This window comes from Solwaraspora sp. WMMD1047, from assembly GCF_029626155.1.
Lineage (GTDB): Bacteria > Actinomycetota > Actinomycetes > Mycobacteriales > Micromonosporaceae > WMMD1047.
The window spans coordinates 1,020,834-1,040,883 of record NZ_JARUBL010000001.1; the positions used below are offsets into that span (position 1 = coordinate 1,020,834).

Here is a 20,050-nt window from a genome sequence, read left to right on the forward strand (position 1 = left end):
TACCGCCGCCCGGGTAGCTGCTCAGCCCTCCTCGTCAGCTCTTCGCCGCCGGCCGAGGGCGAGTCCGAGCCCGGCGGCGAACACGGTCGCCGCCGCGATGCCGATCCCCACCTGCCCGGCGCCGGCACCGCCCGACCCCGATTCCGGACCGGACCGGGCTGCCGGTGCCGGGGCGGGCGCGAGGACCGCGCCGGTGGTGATCAGCGACGGCGCCGGCTCCTCGGCGCCCGGTTCGGTGCCGGTCCACTGGTAGGACCCGCCGCCGTCACACCGCTGCTCGGTCGGGAACCACAGGGTCTGCCCGACCACCCCGGAGATCCGCGCGACGAGCGAGAACTCCGCCTCCTCGGCCGCGTCGATCCCCGGCCCGGACCAGCGCACCCGGCTGGGCGCCACCTCCGCCGACCAGCCGTCGGGCGCGGTGGCGCTGCCTGCGATCACCCCGTCCGCCATCGTGACGGTCAGTTCGGTGGTCGGCGCGGTCCCGCAGCCGTGGTCGAAGGTGAAGGTCAGGGTGGTGGTGCCGTCGCCGTTCGGTTGCGCCTTGGCGAGCAGGACGTGCGCCGAGGCCGGCGCGGCCGGCCAGAGCCCGGTCAGGATCGCGACGACGAGCAGCAGCGCCGGAAGCGCGGTCCGGACTCTCATCGGATCACCACCGGAATCTCGACGATCGGGTTCTCGAACTTGCTGGTCCGCACGCTCACCGTCAGCACCCACTCGCCGGCCAGCGGGAAGTCGGCCACCGCCTCGTACCGACCCGGTGCGATCACGGCGAGCGGCCGGTCCAGCGGGCCGATGTCGTACTCCGGTTGGGTGGCGGTGACCTTCGGCGGTTCGACCGGTTCGACCGGGCGGCCGGCCGCGTCGAGGACCGACAGCTCCAGGGAGTTGATGCCGACCGCGCCGGGGGTGATCCGGGCGGTGACCCGGCCGGTGCCGAGCGCGGCCTCCAACACCACCGCCTCCGGCCCGGCGGGCGCGGCCGCGGCGGTGGACTCCTTGATCGGACTCTGGGTCACCAGCAATCCGGTGGCGGCGAGCACGCCCACCAGCAGCAGTGCCTCCGCCCGGACGGTCCGGCGCAGCCCGGTGCGGGCCGCGGCGTCGTCGGGCCGGCCGGCGACCCGGGGCACCAGCCGGAACCGGTTCCAGCCCGCCACCGCGAGCACGACGAGCACCAGCCCCGTCTTGGCCAGCAGGGTCCACCCGTACCCGGTGTCGAACAGGGCCGACCAGGAGCGCAGGATCCGCCACCCGAGCAGCACCCCGGCGACCCCGAGCAGGCCCACCAGCAGCGCCGCGAGCCGGGAGAAGGCGCCCACCGTCCGGGCGGCGGCGGGCGCCGCGACGTCCGCGCCGCGGGACAGTGTGACGGCCAGCCCGAGTATCCCGCCGAGCCAGACCGCCGCGGTGGCCAGGTGCAGCAGGTCCACGCCGACCACCAGCCAGGCCGGGCCGAAGGTACGGGTGTGCCCGACCAGGGCCAGCGCGCCCAACGCCAGCGCGGCCCCGCCGAACGCGACGGCGGTCAGCGCCGGCCGGTGCCGTGACCGGCCCGCATACCAGCCCGCGGTCAGCGTCACCGCCAGGCCGGCGAGGGCCAGCAGTGAGCTCAGGGCGGGATCGGAGCGCAGGCCGGTCGCCCAGGTCTCCCCGTCGAACACGGCGGCCAGGTCGCTGCCGTCCTGCCAGGCGACGGTGACCGGGATCAGCAGGAGCAGGGCGAGCGCGGCGGCGGCGCCGAGGCCACCGGCGATCCGGTCCCGACGGACCCGGGCGGACCGGCCAACCGGGGCGAGCGTCAGACCGAAGATCATCAAGCCGGTGCCGCCCAGCACCCCCAGGTAGGCGACCGTCTCGGTGACCGGGCGCAGCACCCGCAGTCCGGACCCCGGCTCGGTCTCCGGAATCGCGACCGTGCCGGCGCTGGGGGCGCCGACCGAGAAGCTGAACCCGCCCGCGACCGGGTGACTGTCGGCGGAGACCACCCGCCAGCTCACCAGGTACGTGCCGTCGGCCAGGTTGTCGGGCGGGGTCAGCACCACCGTGCTGTCGACCGCCCTGGCTTCCGCGTCGAGCTCCGTCCCGCTCGCGTCGAGCAGCCGGACCCCGCCGTCGCGTACCTCGACGGCCTCGTTGAAGTACAGCGTCACCGTCTCCGGGGTCGCCGGCAGCACCGCGCCGTCGGCCGGGTCGGTGCGCAGCAGGGTGGCGTGCGCGGCGGCGGGGGCCGCGCCGAGCAGGCTCAGCGCGGCCCCCACCAACCCGGCGAGCAGGGCGGTGCCGAGGCGCCGGGCCCGCCGGGTCGCGAATTGTCGCATTCCTAGGCGGTCTTGCGGGTGCGGATGAACGCCAGGCCGCCCAGCACGAAGCCGAGGGCGCCGAGCACCAGCCCGGTCCAGCCGGCCGCCGATCCGGCCGCACCCGGGTCGTCGGTGCTCGACTCCTGCGCGACCCGCTCCGGAGCGGCCTCGACGTCGGCCTCGGCCGCGGCGCCACCGTGCCCGTCCCCGGCGGCCTCGGTGACCACGAACGTCGGCGCGGGCGCCTCCAACTCGTCGCGGTCCTGACCGGCCGCCGGCAGCTGCACCCAGGCGGTCTCGCCCTGCTCGCAGGTCTGCACGGACGGGAAGGCCAACGTCTCGCCCGGCGTCTCCGGCAACTTCAGCGACAGCTCGAACGCGTCGCGGTGGCCCTCCGGCAGCGGGGTCTTCGCGGTGTAGACGATCTCCGACACCCGCTCGGTCAGCTCGTTGCCGTGGCTGTCCTTCACCGGTGGGTCCAGCGGGGCCTTCACCTTCTCGACGGTCCAGCCCTGGTTGATGGTGGGGGTCACGGAGTTGATCTGCTCCGGGATCTGGATGGCGACCTTCGTGGTGCCCGAGCCGTCGCACCCGTGCGGCACCGAGAAGGTCAGCACCGTGTACGCCCCGGCGGCGGTGACCGTCGGGGTGACGGTCACGTGGGCGCCCGCCGGCAGCGCGGCGAGGGCGACCAGACCCCCGGCGGCGCCCGTCACGACACCGGCGCGGAGCACATTGCGGAGGGTGGTGTTCATTCGATCGGTGCCTTTCGTCAGGATGCGCAGGCATCAGGCATGCACGGGCGTCAGGGACGCGCGGGACAACAGTGAGCGGGCCGGTTGGATGGTCGGGCCGGGTCATCGATCAGTTCCCGTGAAGTTCCGGGAACTTCGCGGCCCCGGGCACCGACCAACCTGGGTGTCGGTGCAGCGCGTCAGTCAGTTCACACAGCGGGGTGCCCGGTGACCGGCCCGGATGACCGGGTCACCCGGTTGGCGCTGGCCGCCGGGCAGGGCGACCGGGAGGCGGCGGCGGCGTTCGTCCGCCTCACCCAGTACCAGGTCTGGCGGTTCGTGGCCCACCTGGCCGGGCCGGCGGAGGCCGACGACCTGTGTCAGGAGACCTTCCTGCGGGCGCTGCGCAGCCTGCCGGGCTTCGCCGGCCGGTCGTCGGCGCGGACCTGGCTGTTCACCATCGCCCGCCGGGTCGCGGTCGACCACGTCCGGGCCGCGATGACCCGGCCCCGGACCACCGTCGTGGAGTCCTGGGAACTCGTCGACTCCGCCGACGGCCCCCGGTTCGAGGAGGAGTCGGCGCTGCGTGGGCTCCTGGACGACCTGGCACCGGACCGGCGGGAGGCGTTCGTCGCCACCCAGGTCCTCGGCCTGTCGTACGCGGAGGCCGCCGCCGTCTGCGACTGCCCGGTCGGCACCATCCGGTCCCGGGTGGCCCGCGCCCGGGAGGACCTGGCGGCCGCGATCGACCCACGCGAGCACCGCCGCCCGACGGCCCGGGCGGGTGCATGATGGGGTGATGCGTCTGGTGTCGCTGCTGCCGTCCGCGACGGAGATCGTCTACGCCCTGGGGCTCGGCGACGACCTCGTCGGGGTGACCTTCGAGTGCGACGAGCCGCCGCAGGCCCGGGCCGACAAGACGGTGGTGGTCGGCGGCCGGGACACCCGGGGGATGAGCCCGGCCGAGATCGACGACTACGTCAAGTCCCGGCTGGCGGCCGGGGAGGACCTCTACACCCTGCACGCCGGGGCGATGTCCGAGCTGGCGCCGGAGCTGATCCTGACCCAGGACCTGTGCCGGGTCTGCGCGCTGCCGTCCGACCACGTCTCCGACGCGCTCGACCACCTCGGCTGCCGGTCCGACGTGCTCTCGCTCGATCCGTACACGTTGGACGAGGTGCTCGACACCATCGTCGAGGTGGGGGCGCGTACCGGCGTACCCGATCGGGCGGCGGCGCTGGTCGGCGGTCTGCGGGACCGGTTGTCGGCGGTGGCGGCGGCGGTCCGGGGCCGGCCCCGGCCCCGGGTGGCGGTCGTCGAGTGGGTCGATCCGCCGTTCACGGCCGGGCACTGGGTGCCGGACCTGGTCCGGGCGGCCGGCGGCGAGCCGGTGGCCGGCCGGCCGGGCGCCCGGTCGGTGCAGACCACCTGGCAGGAGTTCCACGACGCGGCGCCGGAGGTGATCATCGTCTCGCCGTGCGGGTTCCACCTCGACGGGGCGGTCCGGCAGGCCGAGACGGTCGCACCCCGGTTCCCGGGGGTGCCGGTCTGGGCGATCGACGCCGACGGCCTGGTGGTCCGCCCCGGCCCCCGCCTGGTCGACGGGGTCGAGGCGATGGCGGCGATCCTGCACCCGGACGCGGTCGCCACCCCGGCCGGCCCGGTGATCGCCCGGGTGGCCTGACCCGCGCGACACGCCCGACACGACATCTGGGTGGACGCGAGGCTCTCGCTACTAGATATAGTGACCGCGCAGTTTGGTTCGGCCGGGCACCCAGCCCGGTCGGGGTAACAGGGAACCCGGTGTGAATCCGGGACTGCCCCGCAGCGGTGAGTGGGAACGACCGCCGTCATGACGCACTGGGCGCAAGCCTGGGAAGCGACGGCCAGTAGGCAGCGACACGCACGCCCACGAGTCCGAAGACCTGCCACTGTGCCGCGTGCCCGCGACGGGTGCGCGGGAGTCCGAGGCCGCGCGGGACGGCCGACGGCGGTGACGCTGCGCGTCCACGCCTGTCCGCCCGCGCGCCCTCCACCCGGAGGCGACAGCGAGGAGCGACAGATGCGGGTCCGCAAACGCAGCGGGGCCACCGAACCGGTGGACGTGAACAAGATCGTCCGGGCGGTCGAGCGGTGGGCCGACGACCTGACCGACGTGGACCCGCTACGGGTGGCCACCAGGACGATAAGCGGCCTCTACGACGGCGCCACCACCGCCGAGCTGGACCGGCTGTCGATCCAGACCGCCGCCGACATGATCGGCGAGGAGCCGCAGTACTCCAAGCTCGCGGCCCGGCTGCTCGCCGGCTACCTCGACAAGGAGGTACGCGGGCAGCAGATCGCCTCGTTCAGCCAGGCCATCCGGCTCGGCCACGCCGAGGGCCTGATCAGCGACGAGACCGCCCGGTTCGTCGCCACCAACGCCCGCAAGCTGGACGACGCCATCGACCCGGCCGGTGACCTGCGGTTCGAGTACTTCGGCCTGCGCACCGTCTACGACCGCTACCTGCTGCGCCACCCCAGCAGCCGGCAGGTCATCGAGACCCCGCAGTACTGGCTGCTGCGGGTCGCCTGTGGGCTGTCCGAGCACCCGGCCGAGGCGATCGACTTCTACCGGCTGATGTCGAGCCTGGCCTACCTGCCCAGCTCGCCGACGCTGTTCAACTCCGGCACCCGGCACACCCAGCTGTCGTCGTGTTTCCTGGTCGACTCGCCCCGCGACGAGCTGGACTCCATCTACGACCGGTACGCCCAGGTCGCCAAGCTGTCCAAGTTCGCCGGCGGGATCGGCATCTCCTGGTCCCGGGTCCGGTCCCGGGGCGCCCTGATCCGGGGCACCAACGGGCTCTCCAACGGCATCGTGCCGTGGCTGCGCACCCTGGACGCCTCGGTGGCGGCGGTCAACCAGGGCGGCCGGCGCAAGGGCGCGGCCTGCGTCTACCTGGAACCCTGGCACCCCGACATCGAGGAGTTCCTCGAACTGCGCGACAACACCGGCGAGGACGCCCGGCGCACCCACAACCTGAACCTGGCGAACTGGATCCCGGACGAGTTCATGCGCCGGGTCGAGGCCGACGAGCTGTGGTCGCTGTTCGACCCGGCGCAGGTGCCGGAGCTGCCCGACCTGTGGGGCGACGAGTTCGACGCCGTCTACCGGGCCGCCGAGGCCGAGGGGCGCTACGTGCGCCAGGTCAGGGCCCGGGACCTGTACGGCCGGATGATGCGCACCCTGGCCCAGACCGGCAACGGCTGGATGACCTTCAAGGACCGCTCGAACAAGCTCTCCAACCAGACCGGCGCGCCCGGCAACGTGGTCCACCTCTCCAACCTCTGCACCGAGATCGTCGAGGTCTCCTCCGACGACGAGACCGCGGTCTGCAACCTCGGCTCGGTGAACCTCGGCGCGCACCTGGCCGGCGGGGACGTCGACTGGGACCGGCTGCGCCGCACGGTCCGGACGGCGGTGACCTTCCTGGACCGGGTGATCGACATCAACTACTACCCGAGCGAGCAGGCGGCGGCGTCCAACCCGCGCTGGCGCCCGATCGGGCTCGGCGTGATGGGGCTGCAGGACGTCTTCTTCGCGCTGCGGCTGCCGTTCGATGGGGAGCCGGCCCGGGAGCTGTCCACCCGGATCGCCGAGGAGATCTACCTGACCGCCCTGGAGACCTCGGTCGAGCTGGCCAAGCGGTTCGGCCCGCACCCGGCGTACGACCAGACCCGGGCCGCCGCCGGGCAGCTGCAGCCCGACCTGTGGGGGGTCACGCCCACCCAGACCGACCGGTGGGCCGCGCTGCGGGAGCGGCTGGCCGTGCACGGGCTGCGCAACTCGCTGCTGGTGGCGATCGCCCCGACCGCCACCATCGCCTCCATCGCCGGCTGCTACGAGTGCATCGAGCCGCAGGTCTCCAACCTGTTCAAGCGGGAGACCCTCTCCGGCGAGTTCATGCAGATCAACACCGCGCTGGTCGGGGAGCTGAAGGCGCACGGGCTGTGGACCGAGCAGATCCGGGCCGAGATCAAGCGGGCCGAGGGGTCCGTGCAGGGCATCACGGCGCTGCCGGTCGACCTGCGCGAGCTGTTCCGCACCGCCTGGGAGCTGCCCCAGCGGGCGCTGATCGACCTGGCCGCCGCCCGCGCCCCCTACATCGACCAGAGCCAGTCGCTGAACCTGTTCCTGAGCGCACCCACCATCGGCAAGCTCTCCTCGATGTACCGGTACGCCTGGCAGGCCGGCCTGAAGACCACCTACTACCTGCGGTCCCGCCCGGCGACCCGGATCCAGCAGGCCACCGTCGCCCTCACCCCGACCGTGGCCGCCGACGCCGAGGCGCTGGCCTGCTCGTTGGAGAACCCCGAGAGCTGCGACGCCTGCCAGTGAACCACCCCAGATGATTGAAGGACACCCGATGCTGCTCGACCCCGGCATGGACCTGACCCTGCGACCGATGCGCTACCCGCACTTCTTCGACCGGTACCGCGACGCGATCAAGAACACCTGGACCGTCGAGGAGGTGGACCTGCACACCGACCTGGCCGACCTGCCCAAGCTCGGCCCGGCCGAACGGCACCTGATCAGCCGGCTGGTGGCGTTCTTCGCCACCGGCGACACGATCGTCGCCAACAACCTGGTACTCAACCTCTACCAGCACGTCAACTCCCCGGAGGGGCGGCTCTACCTGTCCCGGCAGCTGTTCGAGGAGGCGGTGCACGTCCAGTTCTACCTGAACCTGCTGGACACCTACGTGCCCGACGAGACCGAACGGTTCGAGGCGTTCACCGCGATCGAGAACATCCCGTCGCTCAAGCGCAAGGCCGACTTCTGCTTCCGCTGGATCGACTCGATCTTCGAGCTGCGGGAGCTGCGTACCCGCGACGACCGGCGGGCCTTCCTGCTGAACCTGATCTGCTTCGCCGCCTGCATCGAGGGCCTGTTCTTCTACGGCGCCTTCGCGTACGTGTACTTCCTGCGTTCCCGGGGCCTGCTGCACGGGCTGGCCTCCGGCACCAACTGGGTGTTCCGCGACGAGTCGATGCACATGGCCTTCGCCTTCGACGTCGTCGACACGGTCCGCCGCGAGGAGCCGGACCTGTTCGACGACGAGATGGCCGCCCAGGTCGGCGAGATGCTCGCCGAGGCGGTCGACTGCGAGGTGCAGTTCGCCGAGGACCTGCTCGGCCAGGGCGTACCCGGAATGTCGCTTGTCGACATGCGCGAGTATCTGCAGCACGTGGCCGACCGGCGGCTGGCCCAACTCGGCCTTCCGCCCCGGTACGGCGCGAAGAACCCGTTCGCGTTCATGGAGTTGCAGGACGTCCAGGAACTGTCCAACTTCTTCGAACGGCGGGTGTCGGCTTACCAGGTGGGGGTCGCCGGCACGGTCAGCTTCGACGACGACTTCTGACCGTCCGTCGCCTAGGATGGAGCGCGGTGCTGGTTCGCCCCGGTCGCGAGGTCGGGGCGTCGTAAGAGGGAACCCGGTGCGAAACCGGGACTGCCCCGCAGCGGTGAGTGGGAACGACCGCCGTCATACGCACTGGGCGCGTCAGCGCCTGGGAAGCGACGGCCAGTAGGCAGAAACACGCGCCCACGAGTCCGAAGACCTGCCCGCACCGCGCACACCACCGGTGTGCGCCGCCGACGGCCCCTCGGGAGGGCCCGGGCGGAAGCCGGCGGCCTGCCGCCGTGTGTTTCCCCCTGCCCTCCCGCCGCGACCGTCGGGCACTTCGAGGGAAGGTCAACCATCCGTGAGTACGCCATTCGGCCAGAGCACCGTGCTCGGCTATCCGCGCATCGGCGCGAACCGTGAACTCAAGCGGGCCGTGGAGGCCTACTGGGCCGGCGGCATCGCCGCCGCCCTGGACCGCACCGCCTCGACGCTACGGGCGCAGGTGTGGCAGGAGCTGCGCAACGCCCGCCTGGACGCCATCCCGTCCAACACCTTCTCCTACTACGACCAGATGCTCGACACCGCCGTCGCGGTCGGCGCGGTGCCGGACCGGTTCCGCCGGCTCGGACTGTCCGACCTGGACACCTACTTCGCGATGGCGCGCGGGGTCGACGCCGAGCCGGCGATGGAGCTGACCAAGTGGTTCGACACCAACTACCACTACCTGGTCCCGGAGATCGGCCCGGACACCGCCTTCGCCGCCGACCCGGGCAAGGCCCTGGCCGAGTACGCCGAGGCCGCCGCCCTCGGCGTGACCACCCGCCCGGTGCTGGTCGGCCCGGCCACCTTCCTGCTGCTGGCCAAGCCGACCGGGCCGGGGCACGACCCGTTCGACCGGCTGGACGACCTGGTGCGGACCTACGCCGACCTGCTGCGGGCGCTGGCCGACGCCGGGGTCGAGTGGGTGCAGCTCGACGAGCCGGCGTACGCCGCCGACCGCACGCCCGCCCAGATCGACGCGCTGCGGTCGGCGTACACGAAGCTCGGTGAGCTGGACCGGCGTCCGAAGATCTTCGTGGCGACCTACTTCGGCGACCTCGGCGACGCGCTGCCGGCCCTGCTCGGCACCCCGGTCGAGGCGCTCGGGCTGGACCTGGTCGCCGGGCCGGACAATCTGCGCCGGCTGGCAGGCGCCGGGCCGCTGGGCGGCCGGACGATCGTGGCCGGCCTGGTCGACGGGCGCAACGTCTGGCGCACCGACCTGCGGACCGCCATCGCCACCGGGGCCGTGGTCGCCGGCCTGGCCGACCACGTCGCAGTGTCCACCTCCTGCTCGCTGCTGCACGTACCTGTCGACCTGGCCGCCGAGACCCGCCTCGACCCGGCCCTGCACGAACGGCTCGCGTTCGCCCGGCAGAAGGTCGAGGAGGTGGTGCTGCTCGGCCGGGCGCTGCGCGACGGGTCCACCCGGTTGCCGCAGCCGCTGCCGCCGCCCCCGGCGTGCTGGCGCGACGAATCGGTCCGGTCCCGGCTCGCCGCGCTGACCCCGGCCGACCGGCAGCGCGGCAGCTACCCGGACCGGGCCGCCGCCCAGCAGGCCCGGCTGAACCTGCCGCCGCTGCCGACCACCACCATCGGGTCGTTCCCGCAGACCGCCGAGCTGCGCCACGCCCGCGCCGAACACCGCGCCGGCCGGCTCGACGACGCCGGCTATGCGGCCCGGATGCGCGCCGAGGTCGAGCACGTCATCCGGCTGCAGGAACGGCTCGGGCTGGACGTGCTGGTGCACGGCGAGCCGGAACGCAACGACATGGTGCAGTACTTCGGGGAGCAGTTGGCCGGGTTCGCCGCCACCGAACACGGCTGGGTCCAGTCGTACGGCTCGCGCTGCGTGCGGCCGCCGATCATCCACGGCGACGTGGCCCGGAAGGCGCCGATGACGGTGGACTGGGCGCGCTACGCCCAGTCGCTCACCAGCCGGCCGGTCAAGGGCATGCTCACCGGCCCGGTGACGATCCTGGCCTGGTCGTTCGTCCGCGCCGACCAGCCGCTCGCCGACACCGCCGACCAGGTCGCCCTCGCGCTGCGCGACGAGTGCCGCGACCTGGAAGCGGCCGGCATCACGGTGATCCAGGTGGACGAGCCGGCGCTGCGGGAGACGCTGCCGCTGCGCGCGGCCGACCAGAAGGCGTACCTGGAGTGGTCGGTCGGGGCGTTCCGGCTCGCCACCGGCGGAGTCGCCGACAGCACCCAGATCCACACCCACCTCTGCTACTCGGAGTTCGGCGAGGTGATCACCGCGATCGACGCCCTCGACGCCGACGTGACAAGCATCGAGGCGTCTCGATCGAGGATGGAGGTCCTCGACGACCTGAAGACCATCGGGTACGCCCGGGGCGTCGGACCGGGGATCTGGGACATCCACTCGCCCCGGGTGCCGGGCCGCGACGAGATCGGCGCCGCGCTGCGCCGGGCCGTCGCGGTGGTGCCAACGGACCGGCTCTGGGTGAACCCCGACTGCGGCCTGAAGACCCGCGGCTACCCGGAGGTCGAGGCGTCCCTGAGCAACCTGATCGCCGCCGCCACCAAACTCCGGACCGGCTGAGTTCGTGCCCGGGTGGGGGTCGACCCGCGGCCCTCACCCGGGCCTCGCGCTAGCATTGCTATCAGATCCGTGAGTTCTGACAGGAGGCGAGACGATGGCGGCCCTGAGCATTCGAGACCTGGACGACGCGGTCAAGGACAAGCTGCGCCTGCGTGCCGCCCGACACGGCCGATCCATGGAGGCCGAGATCCGGGCCATCCTGACCGCAGCGGTCACCGATGAGGCGCCAAGGTCCGACCTGTTCAGCGCACTCACCGAACGGTTCGCCGGGCTCGGTGGAGTGGACCTCGACCTTCCGGCCCGGGCACAGCCACCTCGCGCGGCGGACCTGCCCGAATGATCGTCCTCGACACCAACGTCGTCTCCGAGTTCATGCGCGCTACTCCCGCACCCGCGGTCATGGCCTGGCTCCGGGCCAACTCCGGCGACAGCCTCTACACCACGACCGTCACGGTCGCCGAGATCCGGTACGGCATCGCGCGACTGCCCGAGGGGCATCGCCGCGAGTCGCTGCACCAGGCCGCGAACGAGATCTTCGCCGCCTTTCCGCGCCAGGTCCTGCCGTTCGATCTCGCCGCGGCGAACGCCTACGCCGACGTCGTCGCGTCCCGGGACCGCGTGGGCACTCCGATCGACGGCTTCGACGCGCAGATCGCCGCGATCTGCCGTACCCAGGCGGCCAGCCTGGCCACCCGCAACGTCAAGGACTTCGCCGACCTCGGGATCGTCGTGATCGATCCGTGGCAGGAGTCGGCCGGCTGAGCTCGGTGCTGGGTGCCCGGGGCGGGGATCGAACCCGCACGCCTTGCGGCAGCCGCTTTTAAGGCGGCCGTGTCTGCCATTCCACCACCCGGGCGGGCGGCGCCGGAGCGACCGGCGCTCCGCTGGGTGTCACGGTAGCGGCCCGGCCGCCCCGCCCGCACGCCCCACGTCGACCGCCGGCCCCACGGCGCGCATTGTGACGGACGGGTACGGAATCTGCACAACTTAGCCGGAGCCCATTACCCTTGACTCGCACACTGCGTGCACTGACCCCCCAAGGGAGGCCTGAAAGTGAAGACTTCGAACCCGGTACTGGCCCGGCTCGGCCAGGCGGCCGAGCGCGAGCGGGCCGCCGGGTACGCCCCAGCCGGTGGCTATGGGCAGCCCATCCCAGGGCAGCCGTATCCGACGGCGGACGGCTACCCGGCCGCCCCACCCACCGTGCAGCCGATGAGCATCGACGACGTCGTGGTCAAGACCGTGACGCTGCTGGGCATCACCGGCATCACCGCGGTGGCGGCCTGGGTGCTGGTCCCCGACGCGCTGCTGGGACCGGCCTGGATCGGCGCGGCGATCGTCGGACTGATCCTCGGCCTGGTGATCTCGTTCTCCCGGATGGCGAACCCGGCGCTGGTGGTGACGTACGCCGTCGTCGAGGGCGTCTTCGTCGGCGTGATCAGCAAGTTCTTCGAGTCCCTTTACGACGGCATCGTGCTGCAGGCGGTGGTCGCCACCTTCGGCGTCTTCTTCCTGATGGCCGTGCTCTACAAGATGAAGGCGATCCGGGCCACCCCGAAGTTCACCCGGGGCCTGATCGCGGCGATGGTCGGCGTCTTCGCCGTCATGATGATCAACCTGGTGCTGGCGCTGTTCGGCTTCGACACCGGGCTGCGCAGCGGTGGCCCGCTGGCGATCGGCTTCAGCCTGATCTGCATCGTGGTCGCCTCGCTGAGCTTCATCCTCAGCTTCCACGAGGTGGAGGAGGGGGTCCGGATGGGGCTTCCGCAGCGCTACTCCTGGACCGCCGCCTTCGGCATCCTGGTGAGCCTGATCTGGCTCTACATCGAGATCCTCCGCCTGCTCAGCTACTTCCAGGGCGACGACTGACGTCGACGGAGTTCCTGGGCGACGACTGACGTCGACGGCCCCGGCGCGGTCGGCAGAACGAACCGCTGGACGCCCGTCCCCCTCGTGGGGCGGGCGTCCCGCCGTCTGCGGGATGCCCATGGGTGAGAATGTGCGCCGATGAGTGCCGACGAACTGAGCCGAGCGGTGGAGCTCTTCGCCCGCCAGGTCGGTCACTGGGGACCGGCCCGCTGGGCGGCGTCGGCCGCCGGCGACGGCGCCGCGTCCCGGGCCGACCTGGTGTACGGGCTGGTGCAGCGGATCGCCGACCGGGCGGCCGAGGCGGAGGGCATCCCGGCCCGGCCGGTGCCCCGGCTCGACAACGACCTCGCCCTACCCGACCAGCTCCGGGTGGTCGTCACCGACCTGCTGCTGGCCGGGGCCGAACCACCTACGCTGGCCGCCGTCGCGGCCGAGATCGCCGCCGTGCGCGACCGCCTCTAGTACTCCAACGTCATTTGGCTTGTCTGCGCTGGTAGTGGGCTCGTCGGGCGCGGGCTTGGGATGTTCGTCGCCAGATTGACCAGTGCAGGGTGTGCGCTGATGGTGGCGATGTGGCGAGGAGGAAGGCGTTGAGGAGTCGGCGGATCTCGGCGACGGTCAACGCGATGATCTTCGGATCGGGGTCAGGGTCGGGGTCGGGCTGTTGTGCGGCGAGGATGGTCAGGATGGCCAAGGCGAGCATGGCCAGGGTGACGTGGCGGTGCCAGCCCGTCCAACCGCGGACCTGGTAGTGGTCGAGGCCGACCTGGCCTTTGCCGGTCTGGAACAGCTCTTCGATGCTCCATCGGGAGCCGGCCACTCGCACAAGTGTGTGCAGCGGGACGGGGCGGGGTGACCAGCACAGGTAGAAGGCCAGCTCACCGGTGGTGCGGTTGCGGCGGATCAGCAGCCACCGGTACTCGTCTGGCCTGGTGGCGGTGGTGATCCAGGCCCACAGGTACTCGCGTGGTCCTTTGGCCCCGGGGCCGCAGCTGTGCGGCTGCCACTCGCGGGTGGGGACCCGGTCGGCGAGGTCGTCGACGCGGATCAGGGTGCGGCCGTCGTTGACGGCCACGCGTCGGTCGCAGCCGACCGCCAGGACGTAGCCGATCTCGCGTTGTTCCAGCTCAGCGCGCAGGCCCGGGTCGGCGCCGTAGACCTCGTCGCCGGTCACCCACCCGCATGGGACACCAGCGGCGATCGCGGCGACGATCATCTGCCGGGCCAGGGCAGGCTTCGTGGCGAACCCGACCTGGTCGGGGACGCCGGCGAGGGCCAGGCGGTCGGGACGGTCGCACCAGGTCGTCTCCGGCAGGTAGAGCCGACGGTCGATCATCGCCCGCCCGCGCGGGGTGACGTAGGCCAGGAACACCCCGACCTGACTGTTCTCGACACGGCCGGCGGTGCCGGTGTACTGCCGCTGCACCCCGACCGAGCACACCCCTTTCTTCAGGAACCCGGTCTCATCGGCGACCAGCACCGCGTCGGGGTGGCCGAGCTGTTCGATCAACCAGGAACGCACATCGTCGCGGACGGCGTCGGCGTCCCACACCGCTGTGCGCAGTAGCCGCTGCATCGCCTGCGGATCAGCGTTACCCGCCCGTTCCGCAAGCGACCAGCACGTCTTCCGTTCGGTGTCTGACAGCAGCCCTTCCACGAACTGCCCGGCCGTCGCCCGCGGCTCGGCCCGCACGAACCGATCAGCAACACGCGTCACCGCCTCATCCAGGATGACCCGCCACCGGGCGGGGTCTACGCTGTGGCCCACGGCCATCGCGCGATCTTCGGTTGTCCTCACAAACCATCGATGATCAACGCGGTGGCCGCCCTCATCCCCACGCCACGCCCAACGCCGAAGCCAAGTGACGTTGGAGTACTAGGAGAGGCGTTCGAGGATCATGGCCATGCCCTGGCCGCCGCCGACGCACATGGTCTCCAGACCGATGCTCTTGTCGTGCCAGTCCAGGGCGTTGAGCAGGGTGCCGGTGATGCGGGCGCCGGTCATCCCGAACGGGTGGCCAACGGCGATCGCGCCGCCCATCACGTTCAACTTCTCCAGCGGAATGCCGAGCTCCCGGTACGAGGGGATCACCTGGGCGGCGAACGCCTCGTTGATCTCCACCAGGTCGACGTCGCCGATCGTCATGCCGGCCCGGCGCAGCGCCTGCCGGGACGCCTCGACCGGGCCGAGCCCCATGATCTCCGGCGATAGCCCGGTCACCCCGGTCGAGACGATCCGGGCCAACGGCGTGATGCCGAGGTCCCGGGCCCGGCCCTCGCTCATGATCACCACCGCCGCCGCCCCGTCGTTGAGCGGGCAGCAGTTGCCGGCGGTGACCCGCCCGTCCGGCCGGAACACCGGCTTCAGCCCGGCCACCCCCGCCAGCGTCACGCCCGGCCGGGGGCCGTCGTCGGCGCTGACCACCGCGCCGGACGGCACGGTGACGGGAGTGATCTCCCGCGCCCAGAAGCCGTCCGCGATCGCCTTCTCGGCCAGGTTCTGGCTGCGTACGCCGAACTCGTCCATGTCGGCGCGGCTCACGTCGTACACCTGGGCCAGGTTTTCGGCGGTCTGCCCCATGGCGATGTAGATGTCGGGCAGCTCGCCGCCGGAACGGGGATCGGTCCAGACCTCGGCGCCGGCCTCGGCCCGGCTCGCGGTCCGGGCCCGCGCGGCGTCGAACCGGGGGTTCTCCCAGCCGCCGCCGACCGCCTCCCGCGCCTGGAGCGGCAGCGAGTCGGAGCTGCCCCGGGCGAACCGGGACACGCACTCCACCCCGGCCGAGACGAAGACGTCCCCCTCGCCGGCCCGGATGGCGTGCAGCGCCATCCGGGTCGACTGCAGCGAGGAGGCGCAGTAGCGGGTCACCGTGGCGCCGGGCACAGTGTCCAGACCGAGCAGGGTGGTCACCACCCGGGCCTGGTTGAAGCCCTGCTCACCGCCGGGCAGGCCGCAGCCCAGGTAGAGGTCGTCGATCTCGGTCGGGTCGAGCTGGGGCACCTTGTCGAGCGCGGCCGCGACGATGGTGGCGGCCAGGTCGTCCGGCCGGACCTCCGTGAGCGAACCCTTGCCGGCTCGGCCGATGGGGGAACGGGCGGTGGCGACGATGACGGCGTTACGAGAGGTCTCTGGCGACATGAACGAACATTAACCCAGCTCAGGCTGCGCCTGCTCAGAGCCGTGGGTCGGCCAGCCGGGCGGCGGCCCGCACGGCCGGCAGGAGCGCGTACGCCCAGACCCGGTAACCGTCCGCGGAGGGGTGGAAGCCGTCGTGGCAGAGCGTGCCGGCGTCGGCCCGGAACACCGGCCCGGTATCGGTGGCCAGGTCGACCACGGTCCCACCGGCGTCCCGGACCGCGACCGCCTGGGCCCGCGCGGTACGCCGGCCCAGCCAGCCGGCCACCTGCCGCAGCGGCGGCGCGATCGCCCGGACCGCCCCCAGATCGGGGCAGGTGCCCACCACCACCTCGACCCCGGCGTCGCGCAACCGGCGGACCGCCATGCCGAGGTGGGCGGCGATCTCCGCCGGCCGGCGGGCGGCGGTCGCGTCGTTGGCGCCGATCAGGATCACCGCCACGTCCGGGCGGTCGCCGAGCAGCGCCCGCGCCACCTGGGTGGCCAGGTCGGTGGAGCGGGACCCGGAGACGGCGACGCTGGAGAGCCAGACCTCCCGCTCGCCGGCTCCCGGCCGCCCGCCGACCCCCTCGGCGAGCAGCCGGGAGAGCTGTCCCCCGACGGTGTCGGCGACCCGGTCCACCCCGACGCCGAGGGCGGACGAGTCGCCGAGCAGCACCAGCCGCAGCCGAGCGGCGCCGGGCCGGCCGACCTTCGAGCGCAGCGCCAGCCCGAGCTGGGGTTGGGCGTACCGGCGGTGGCGGGCCGCGACCACCTCGCCGGCCAGCACCGCGACCCCGCTGAGGGTGCCGGCGAGCAACGTGTACGCGGCGGCCCGGCCGAGTCGGGCCCGCACGCCGGGCGACCCGGGCTGGCTGATCGGCGGGTTCACGCTCGCTCCTCGACGCTGGCTGGGGTGGCCGCCCGCGTTGCCGGACGGCCACCGGCGGCCGGTCCCGTCACCGGCGGATCGGCCGGTTGAGCGGCGCTTGTGGGTTCGGCGGCGCTTGTCGGTTCGGCGGTGCCGGCTGGTTCGGTGGCGCTCGGCTGCCGGGGCTGCTGCTGGCCGAACCAGGGTCGGCGGCGGCGCAGCCGGGCCCAGCGGCCGGCCGGTCCCCGGTCCTGCCCGGCGACCCGGACGGCGGTGACCTCGGTACCGGCGTGCCGGACCGCCTCCTGCGCGGCCTGCGGCAGCGTGCGCAGCCCTTCGCCGGTGGTGGCCGCGGTGGGCCGCTGGTCGGCCGAGGCGAGCGCGGACAGCACGGTGGGCAGCAGCGCGGCGGCGGCGACCGCATAGCCCTCGGCGGACGGGTGGAACCGGTCCCAGGAGAACATCCGGTGCGGCTCGGCGGCGAACCTCGGGCCGATCAGGTCGCCGAGCGAGACCGTCCAGCCGCCGGCCTCGACCACCGCGACGGTCTGCGCGGCGGCCAGTTGGCGGCTCCACCGCCGGGCCAGCCAGCGCAGCGGCGGCTTGATCGGCTGGATGGCACCGAGGTCGGGGCAGGTGCCGACCACCACCTGGGCGCCGGCCGCCCGCAGCGCGCGGACCGCTTCGACCAGATGCCGGACCGCCGTCGGCAGTGGTGTGCGATTGGTCACATCGTTCCCGCCGACCAGAATCACCGCGATGTCCGGCTGCCGCTCAAGTGCGGCCTCGACCTGCGGCACCAGCCCTCGGGACAGGCTGCCGACCACCGCGTACCGGTAGAGCCGGACCGGCCGGCGCAGCCGCCGCGAGGTGCCGGTGGCCAGCAGCGCCCCGGGCGTCTCCCGCGGCCGGTGTACGCCGTAGCCGGCGGCCGACGAGTCGCCCAGCACCACCATGGTGATCGGCCGGCCCGGGAAGCGGGCGCCGTAGACACCGTCGCCGCGCGGCGGCGGGGCCTGCGCCTGCGGGATGGTGCGTCGGGCCTGCCGGGCCTGCCCGACCAGCACGCCGGTCGCCAGCGCGGTGGTCAGGGCACTCAGCCCGGCACCGACCAGCGCCGCCGTGGCCACCCGGCGGGCCACACGCCACGGGTGCGCCAAGCGCTCTGTCGAACCGGCCAGACTCATCGACAACTTCCCCCGCCTGCCGTCCTTGCCGCGGGTTTCGAGGCTATCTCGATCCGGCCCGACGCGCTGTCGGGGTTGCGGCCGGTGCCGGCTGGGTACCTTCATCAGACCTGTCGATGGCCGCCGGCGCGGCTTGCCGGACGGGTGCATCATGGGCGAGAGGAGGGTGCGGAGATGGCCAAGACACTCAAGCGGACCGCGGCGTTCACGGCGCTGGCCAGGGCGCTGACCTCCGGCGTACGGGGTGGGCCGTCGCTGGGGACCCGGCTCGCGGCGCTGCCGCGGATGATCCGGGCCACCGCCCGCGGCGAGTACGACGGCGGCCTGCGGATCGCGATGATGACCGCCGCCGCCGTCTACGTGGCGTCCCCGGTCGACCTGGTGCCCGAGCTGTTCCTGACCGTCTTCGGGCTGGCCGACGACATGCTGATGGTGACCTGGCTGGCCGGCTCCGTGCTCGCCGAGACGGAGCGGTTCCTGGCCTGGGAGGCCAAGCGCGCAACCGTCATCCCCGGTCACGCCGTGCCCTGACGGCACGTAGTCTGGGCTGCGCCGGTCCCACCTGGTGGACCGGTGCCGCCGGACGAGAAGGGCACGATGAGGTGCGCTACTACGACAACGTCGTCGAGTTGATCGGCAACACCCCGCTGGTTCGACTCCGAAACGTCAGTGCCGGGATCCCGGCACTGGTTCTCGCGAAGGTCGAGTACTTCAACCCGGGCGGCTCGGTCAAGGACCGGATCGCGCTGCGGATGGTGGAGGACGCCGAGCGGGCGGGGCTGCTCGGTCCCGGCGGCACCATCGTCGAGCCGACCAGCGGCAACACCGGCGTTGGGCTGGCCCTGGTGGCCCAGTTGCGCGGCTACCGCTGCGTCTTCGTCTGCCCGGACAAGGTCAGCGAGGACAAGCAGAACGTGATGAAGGCGTACGGCGCCGAGGTGGTGGTCTGCCCGACGGCCGTGGCGCCGGAGGACCCGCGTTCGTACTACAACGTCTCCGACCGGCTGGCCCGGGAGATCCCCGGCGCGTGGAAGCCCGACCAGTACGCCAACCCGGCCAACCCGCGTTCGCACTACGAGACCACCGGCCCCGAGGTGTGGGAGCAGACCGAGGGCCGGATCACCCACTTCGTGGCCGGCGTCGGCACCGGCGGGACGGTCTCCGGGATCGGCCGCTACCTCAAGGAGGTCTCCGGCGGCGCGGTGCGGATCATCGGCGCCGACCCGGAGGGCTCCGTCTACTCCGGCGGCAGCGGCCGCCCGTACCTGGTGGAGGGGGTCGGCGAGGACTTCTGGCCGACCACGTACGACCGGGAGATCTGTGACGAGATCGTGGAGGTCTCCGACAAGGCGTCGTTCGAGCTGACCCGGCGGCTGGCCCGCGAGGAAGGGTTGCTGGTCGGTGGCTCGTGCGGGATGGCCGCGGTGGCGGCGCTGGAGGTGGCCCGGCGGGCCGGCCCGGACGCGGTGGTGGTGGTGCTGCTGCCGGACGGTGGCCGGGGCTACCTCTCCAAGATCTTCAACGACGGCTGGATGACCCGGTACGGCTTCCTGGAGTCGGGCACCACCGAGGCGACGGTGGCCGAGGCGCTGGCCAGCAAGCCGAACGGGATGCCCGAGCTGATCCACGTGCACCCGACCGAAACGGTCCGCGACGCCATCGACTACATGCGCGAGTACGCCGTCTCCCAGCTTCCGGTCCTCAAGGCCGAGCCGCCGGTGGTGACCGGCGAGGTGGCCGGGTCGATCGCCGAGCGGGACCTGCTGGACGCGCTCTTCACCGGCCAGGCCCACCTGCACGACACCATCGAGCGGCACATGGGCCCGGCGCTGCCGATGATCGGTGGCGGCCAGCCGGTCAGCGAGGCGGTCGGCCTGCTGGAGAAGTCCGACGCCGCGCTGGTCCTGGTGGACGGCAAGCCCAAGGGCGTGCTGACCCGCCAGGACCTGCTGGCCCACCTCGGCGCCCGCTGACGG

The 20,050-nt window shown here is 72.7% G+C and carries 18 protein-coding genes, 1 tRNA gene and 2 riboswitches; of the genes, 11 read left to right on the forward strand and 8 right to left on the reverse strand.

All coding sequences use genetic code 11. The features are described from left to right. Nucleotides 1-21: 21 nt before the first annotated feature. The 3 genes from O7627_RS04780 to O7627_RS04790 are packed head-to-tail and all read right to left on the reverse strand — an operon-like array spanning nucleotide 22 to nucleotide 3,058. Nucleotides 22-645 carry a DUF1775 domain-containing protein gene (locus tag O7627_RS04780; protein ID WP_278092276.1) on the reverse strand — a complete coding sequence of 208 codons (624 nt, stop codon included), beginning with the start codon at nucleotides 643-645 and terminating at the stop codon, nucleotides 22-24. Then, nucleotides 642-2,321: a copper resistance protein CopC gene (locus O7627_RS04785; protein WP_278092277.1), complete on the reverse strand. Its 1,680-nt coding sequence runs from the start codon at nucleotides 2,319-2,321 to the stop codon at nucleotides 642-644. The genes O7627_RS04780 and O7627_RS04785 overlap by 4 nt, the downstream gene beginning before the upstream one ends. A gap of 2 nt (nucleotides 2,322-2,323) precedes the next feature. Then, nucleotides 2,324-3,058 (reverse strand): YcnI family protein, encoded by a 735-nt coding sequence (locus O7627_RS04790; RefSeq protein WP_278092278.1) that lies wholly within the window; start codon nucleotides 3,056-3,058, stop codon nucleotides 2,324-2,326. Between the two features lie 207 nt (nucleotides 3,059-3,265). On the opposite strand from O7627_RS04790, the gene O7627_RS04795 reads away from it, so the two are divergent. The 7 genes from O7627_RS04795 to O7627_RS04825 all read left to right on the forward strand — a co-directional run bounded on the left by O7627_RS04795 (nucleotide 3,266) and on the right by O7627_RS04825 (nucleotide 11,794). Next, the gene (locus O7627_RS04795; RefSeq protein ID WP_278092279.1) at nucleotides 3,266-3,829 is read left to right on the forward strand and encodes a sigma-70 family RNA polymerase sigma factor; all 564 of its coding nucleotides are present in this window, start codon (nucleotides 3,266-3,268) and stop codon (nucleotides 3,827-3,829) included. 7 nt (nucleotides 3,830-3,836) lie between these two features. Continuing rightward, on the forward strand, nucleotides 3,837-4,721 hold the full coding sequence (locus O7627_RS04800) for an ABC transporter substrate-binding protein (RefSeq protein WP_278092280.1): 885 nt from the start codon (nucleotides 3,837-3,839) through the stop codon (nucleotides 4,719-4,721). Nucleotides 4,722-4,778: 57 nt separating this feature from the next. Beyond that, a riboswitch (cobalamin riboswitch) is annotated at nucleotides 4,779-4,985 on the forward strand. 114 nt (nucleotides 4,986-5,099) lie between these two features. Beyond that, nucleotides 5,100-7,418: a ribonucleoside-diphosphate reductase subunit alpha gene (locus O7627_RS04805; RefSeq protein WP_278092281.1), complete on the forward strand. Its 2,319-nt coding sequence runs from the start codon at nucleotides 5,100-5,102 to the stop codon at nucleotides 7,416-7,418. 28 nt (nucleotides 7,419-7,446) lie between these two features. Beyond that, a complete protein-coding gene (locus O7627_RS04810) occupies nucleotides 7,447-8,442 on the forward strand; it encodes a ribonucleotide-diphosphate reductase subunit beta (protein ID WP_278092282.1) in 996 nt (331 codons plus the stop codon). Between the two features lie 13 nt (nucleotides 8,443-8,455). Further along, nucleotides 8,456-8,664: riboswitch (cobalamin riboswitch) on the forward strand. Between the two features lie 121 nt (nucleotides 8,665-8,785). Continuing rightward, nucleotides 8,786-11,032: a 5-methyltetrahydropteroyltriglutamate--homocysteine S-methyltransferase gene (gene metE, locus O7627_RS04815; RefSeq protein WP_278092283.1), complete on the forward strand. Its 2,247-nt coding sequence runs from the start codon at nucleotides 8,786-8,788 to the stop codon at nucleotides 11,030-11,032. Nucleotides 11,033-11,126: 94 nt separating this feature from the next. Continuing rightward, complete coding sequence (locus O7627_RS04820) at nucleotides 11,127-11,372, forward strand: Arc family DNA-binding protein (protein ID WP_278092284.1); 246 nt, start codon at nucleotides 11,127-11,129, stop codon at nucleotides 11,370-11,372. After that, complete coding sequence (locus tag O7627_RS04825; RefSeq protein WP_278092285.1) at nucleotides 11,369-11,794, forward strand: type II toxin-antitoxin system VapC family toxin; 426 nt, start codon at nucleotides 11,369-11,371, stop codon at nucleotides 11,792-11,794. Before O7627_RS04820 ends, O7627_RS04825 begins: the two co-directional genes overlap by 4 nt. 13 nt (nucleotides 11,795-11,807) lie before the next feature. Here O7627_RS04825 and O7627_RS04830 read toward each other — a convergent pair. Beyond that, nucleotides 11,808-11,888, reverse strand: a tRNA-Leu gene (locus O7627_RS04830). 197 nt (nucleotides 11,889-12,085) lie between these two features. Here O7627_RS04830 and O7627_RS04835 point away from each other — a divergent pair. Together O7627_RS04835 and O7627_RS04840 are read left to right on the forward strand one after the other, a co-directional pair. Further along, nucleotides 12,086-12,901 carry a Bax inhibitor-1/YccA family protein gene (locus O7627_RS04835; RefSeq protein ID WP_278092286.1) on the forward strand — a complete coding sequence of 272 codons (816 nt, stop codon included), beginning with the start codon at nucleotides 12,086-12,088 and terminating at the stop codon, nucleotides 12,899-12,901. A 138-nt stretch (nucleotides 12,902-13,039) separates the two neighbouring features. Next, nucleotides 13,040-13,363 (forward strand): hypothetical protein, encoded by a 324-nt coding sequence (locus O7627_RS04840; protein ID WP_278092287.1) that lies wholly within the window; start codon nucleotides 13,040-13,042, stop codon nucleotides 13,361-13,363. Between the two features lie 10 nt (nucleotides 13,364-13,373). Here O7627_RS04840 and O7627_RS04845 read toward each other — a convergent pair whose 3' ends face one another. The 4 genes from O7627_RS04845 to O7627_RS04860 form a co-directional block, all read right to left on the reverse strand. After that, nucleotides 13,374-14,675 carry an IS701 family transposase gene (locus tag O7627_RS04845; RefSeq protein ID WP_278091974.1) on the reverse strand — a complete coding sequence of 434 codons (1,302 nt, stop codon included), beginning with the start codon at nucleotides 14,673-14,675 and terminating at the stop codon, nucleotides 13,374-13,376. A gap of 102 nt (nucleotides 14,676-14,777) precedes the next feature. Next, a complete protein-coding gene (locus O7627_RS04850) occupies nucleotides 14,778-16,040 on the reverse strand; it encodes an acetyl-CoA C-acetyltransferase (RefSeq protein WP_278092288.1) in 1,263 nt (420 codons plus the stop codon). A 34-nt stretch (nucleotides 16,041-16,074) separates the two neighbouring features. Continuing rightward, nucleotides 16,075-16,908, reverse strand: a complete 834-nt coding sequence (locus tag O7627_RS04855) for an SGNH/GDSL hydrolase family protein (protein ID WP_278092289.1) — start codon at nucleotides 16,906-16,908, stop codon at nucleotides 16,075-16,077. Further along, nucleotides 16,905-18,074: a GDSL-type esterase/lipase family protein gene (locus O7627_RS04860; RefSeq protein ID WP_278092290.1), complete on the reverse strand. Its 1,170-nt coding sequence runs from the start codon at nucleotides 18,072-18,074 to the stop codon at nucleotides 16,905-16,907. Before O7627_RS04860 ends, O7627_RS04855 begins: the two co-directional genes overlap by 4 nt. Before the next feature lie 174 nt (nucleotides 18,075-18,248). Between O7627_RS04860 and O7627_RS04865 the strand changes: the two genes are divergently transcribed. Next, nucleotides 18,249-18,605 carry a DUF1232 domain-containing protein gene (locus O7627_RS04865; protein WP_278092291.1) on the forward strand — a complete coding sequence of 119 codons (357 nt, stop codon included), beginning with the start codon at nucleotides 18,249-18,251 and terminating at the stop codon, nucleotides 18,603-18,605. Between the two features lie 71 nt (nucleotides 18,606-18,676). Beyond that, entirely contained in the window at nucleotides 18,677-20,047 is a 1,371-nt protein-coding gene (locus O7627_RS04870; protein WP_278092292.1) for a cystathionine beta-synthase, read from the forward strand. Nucleotides 20,048-20,050: the final 3 nt, after the last annotated feature.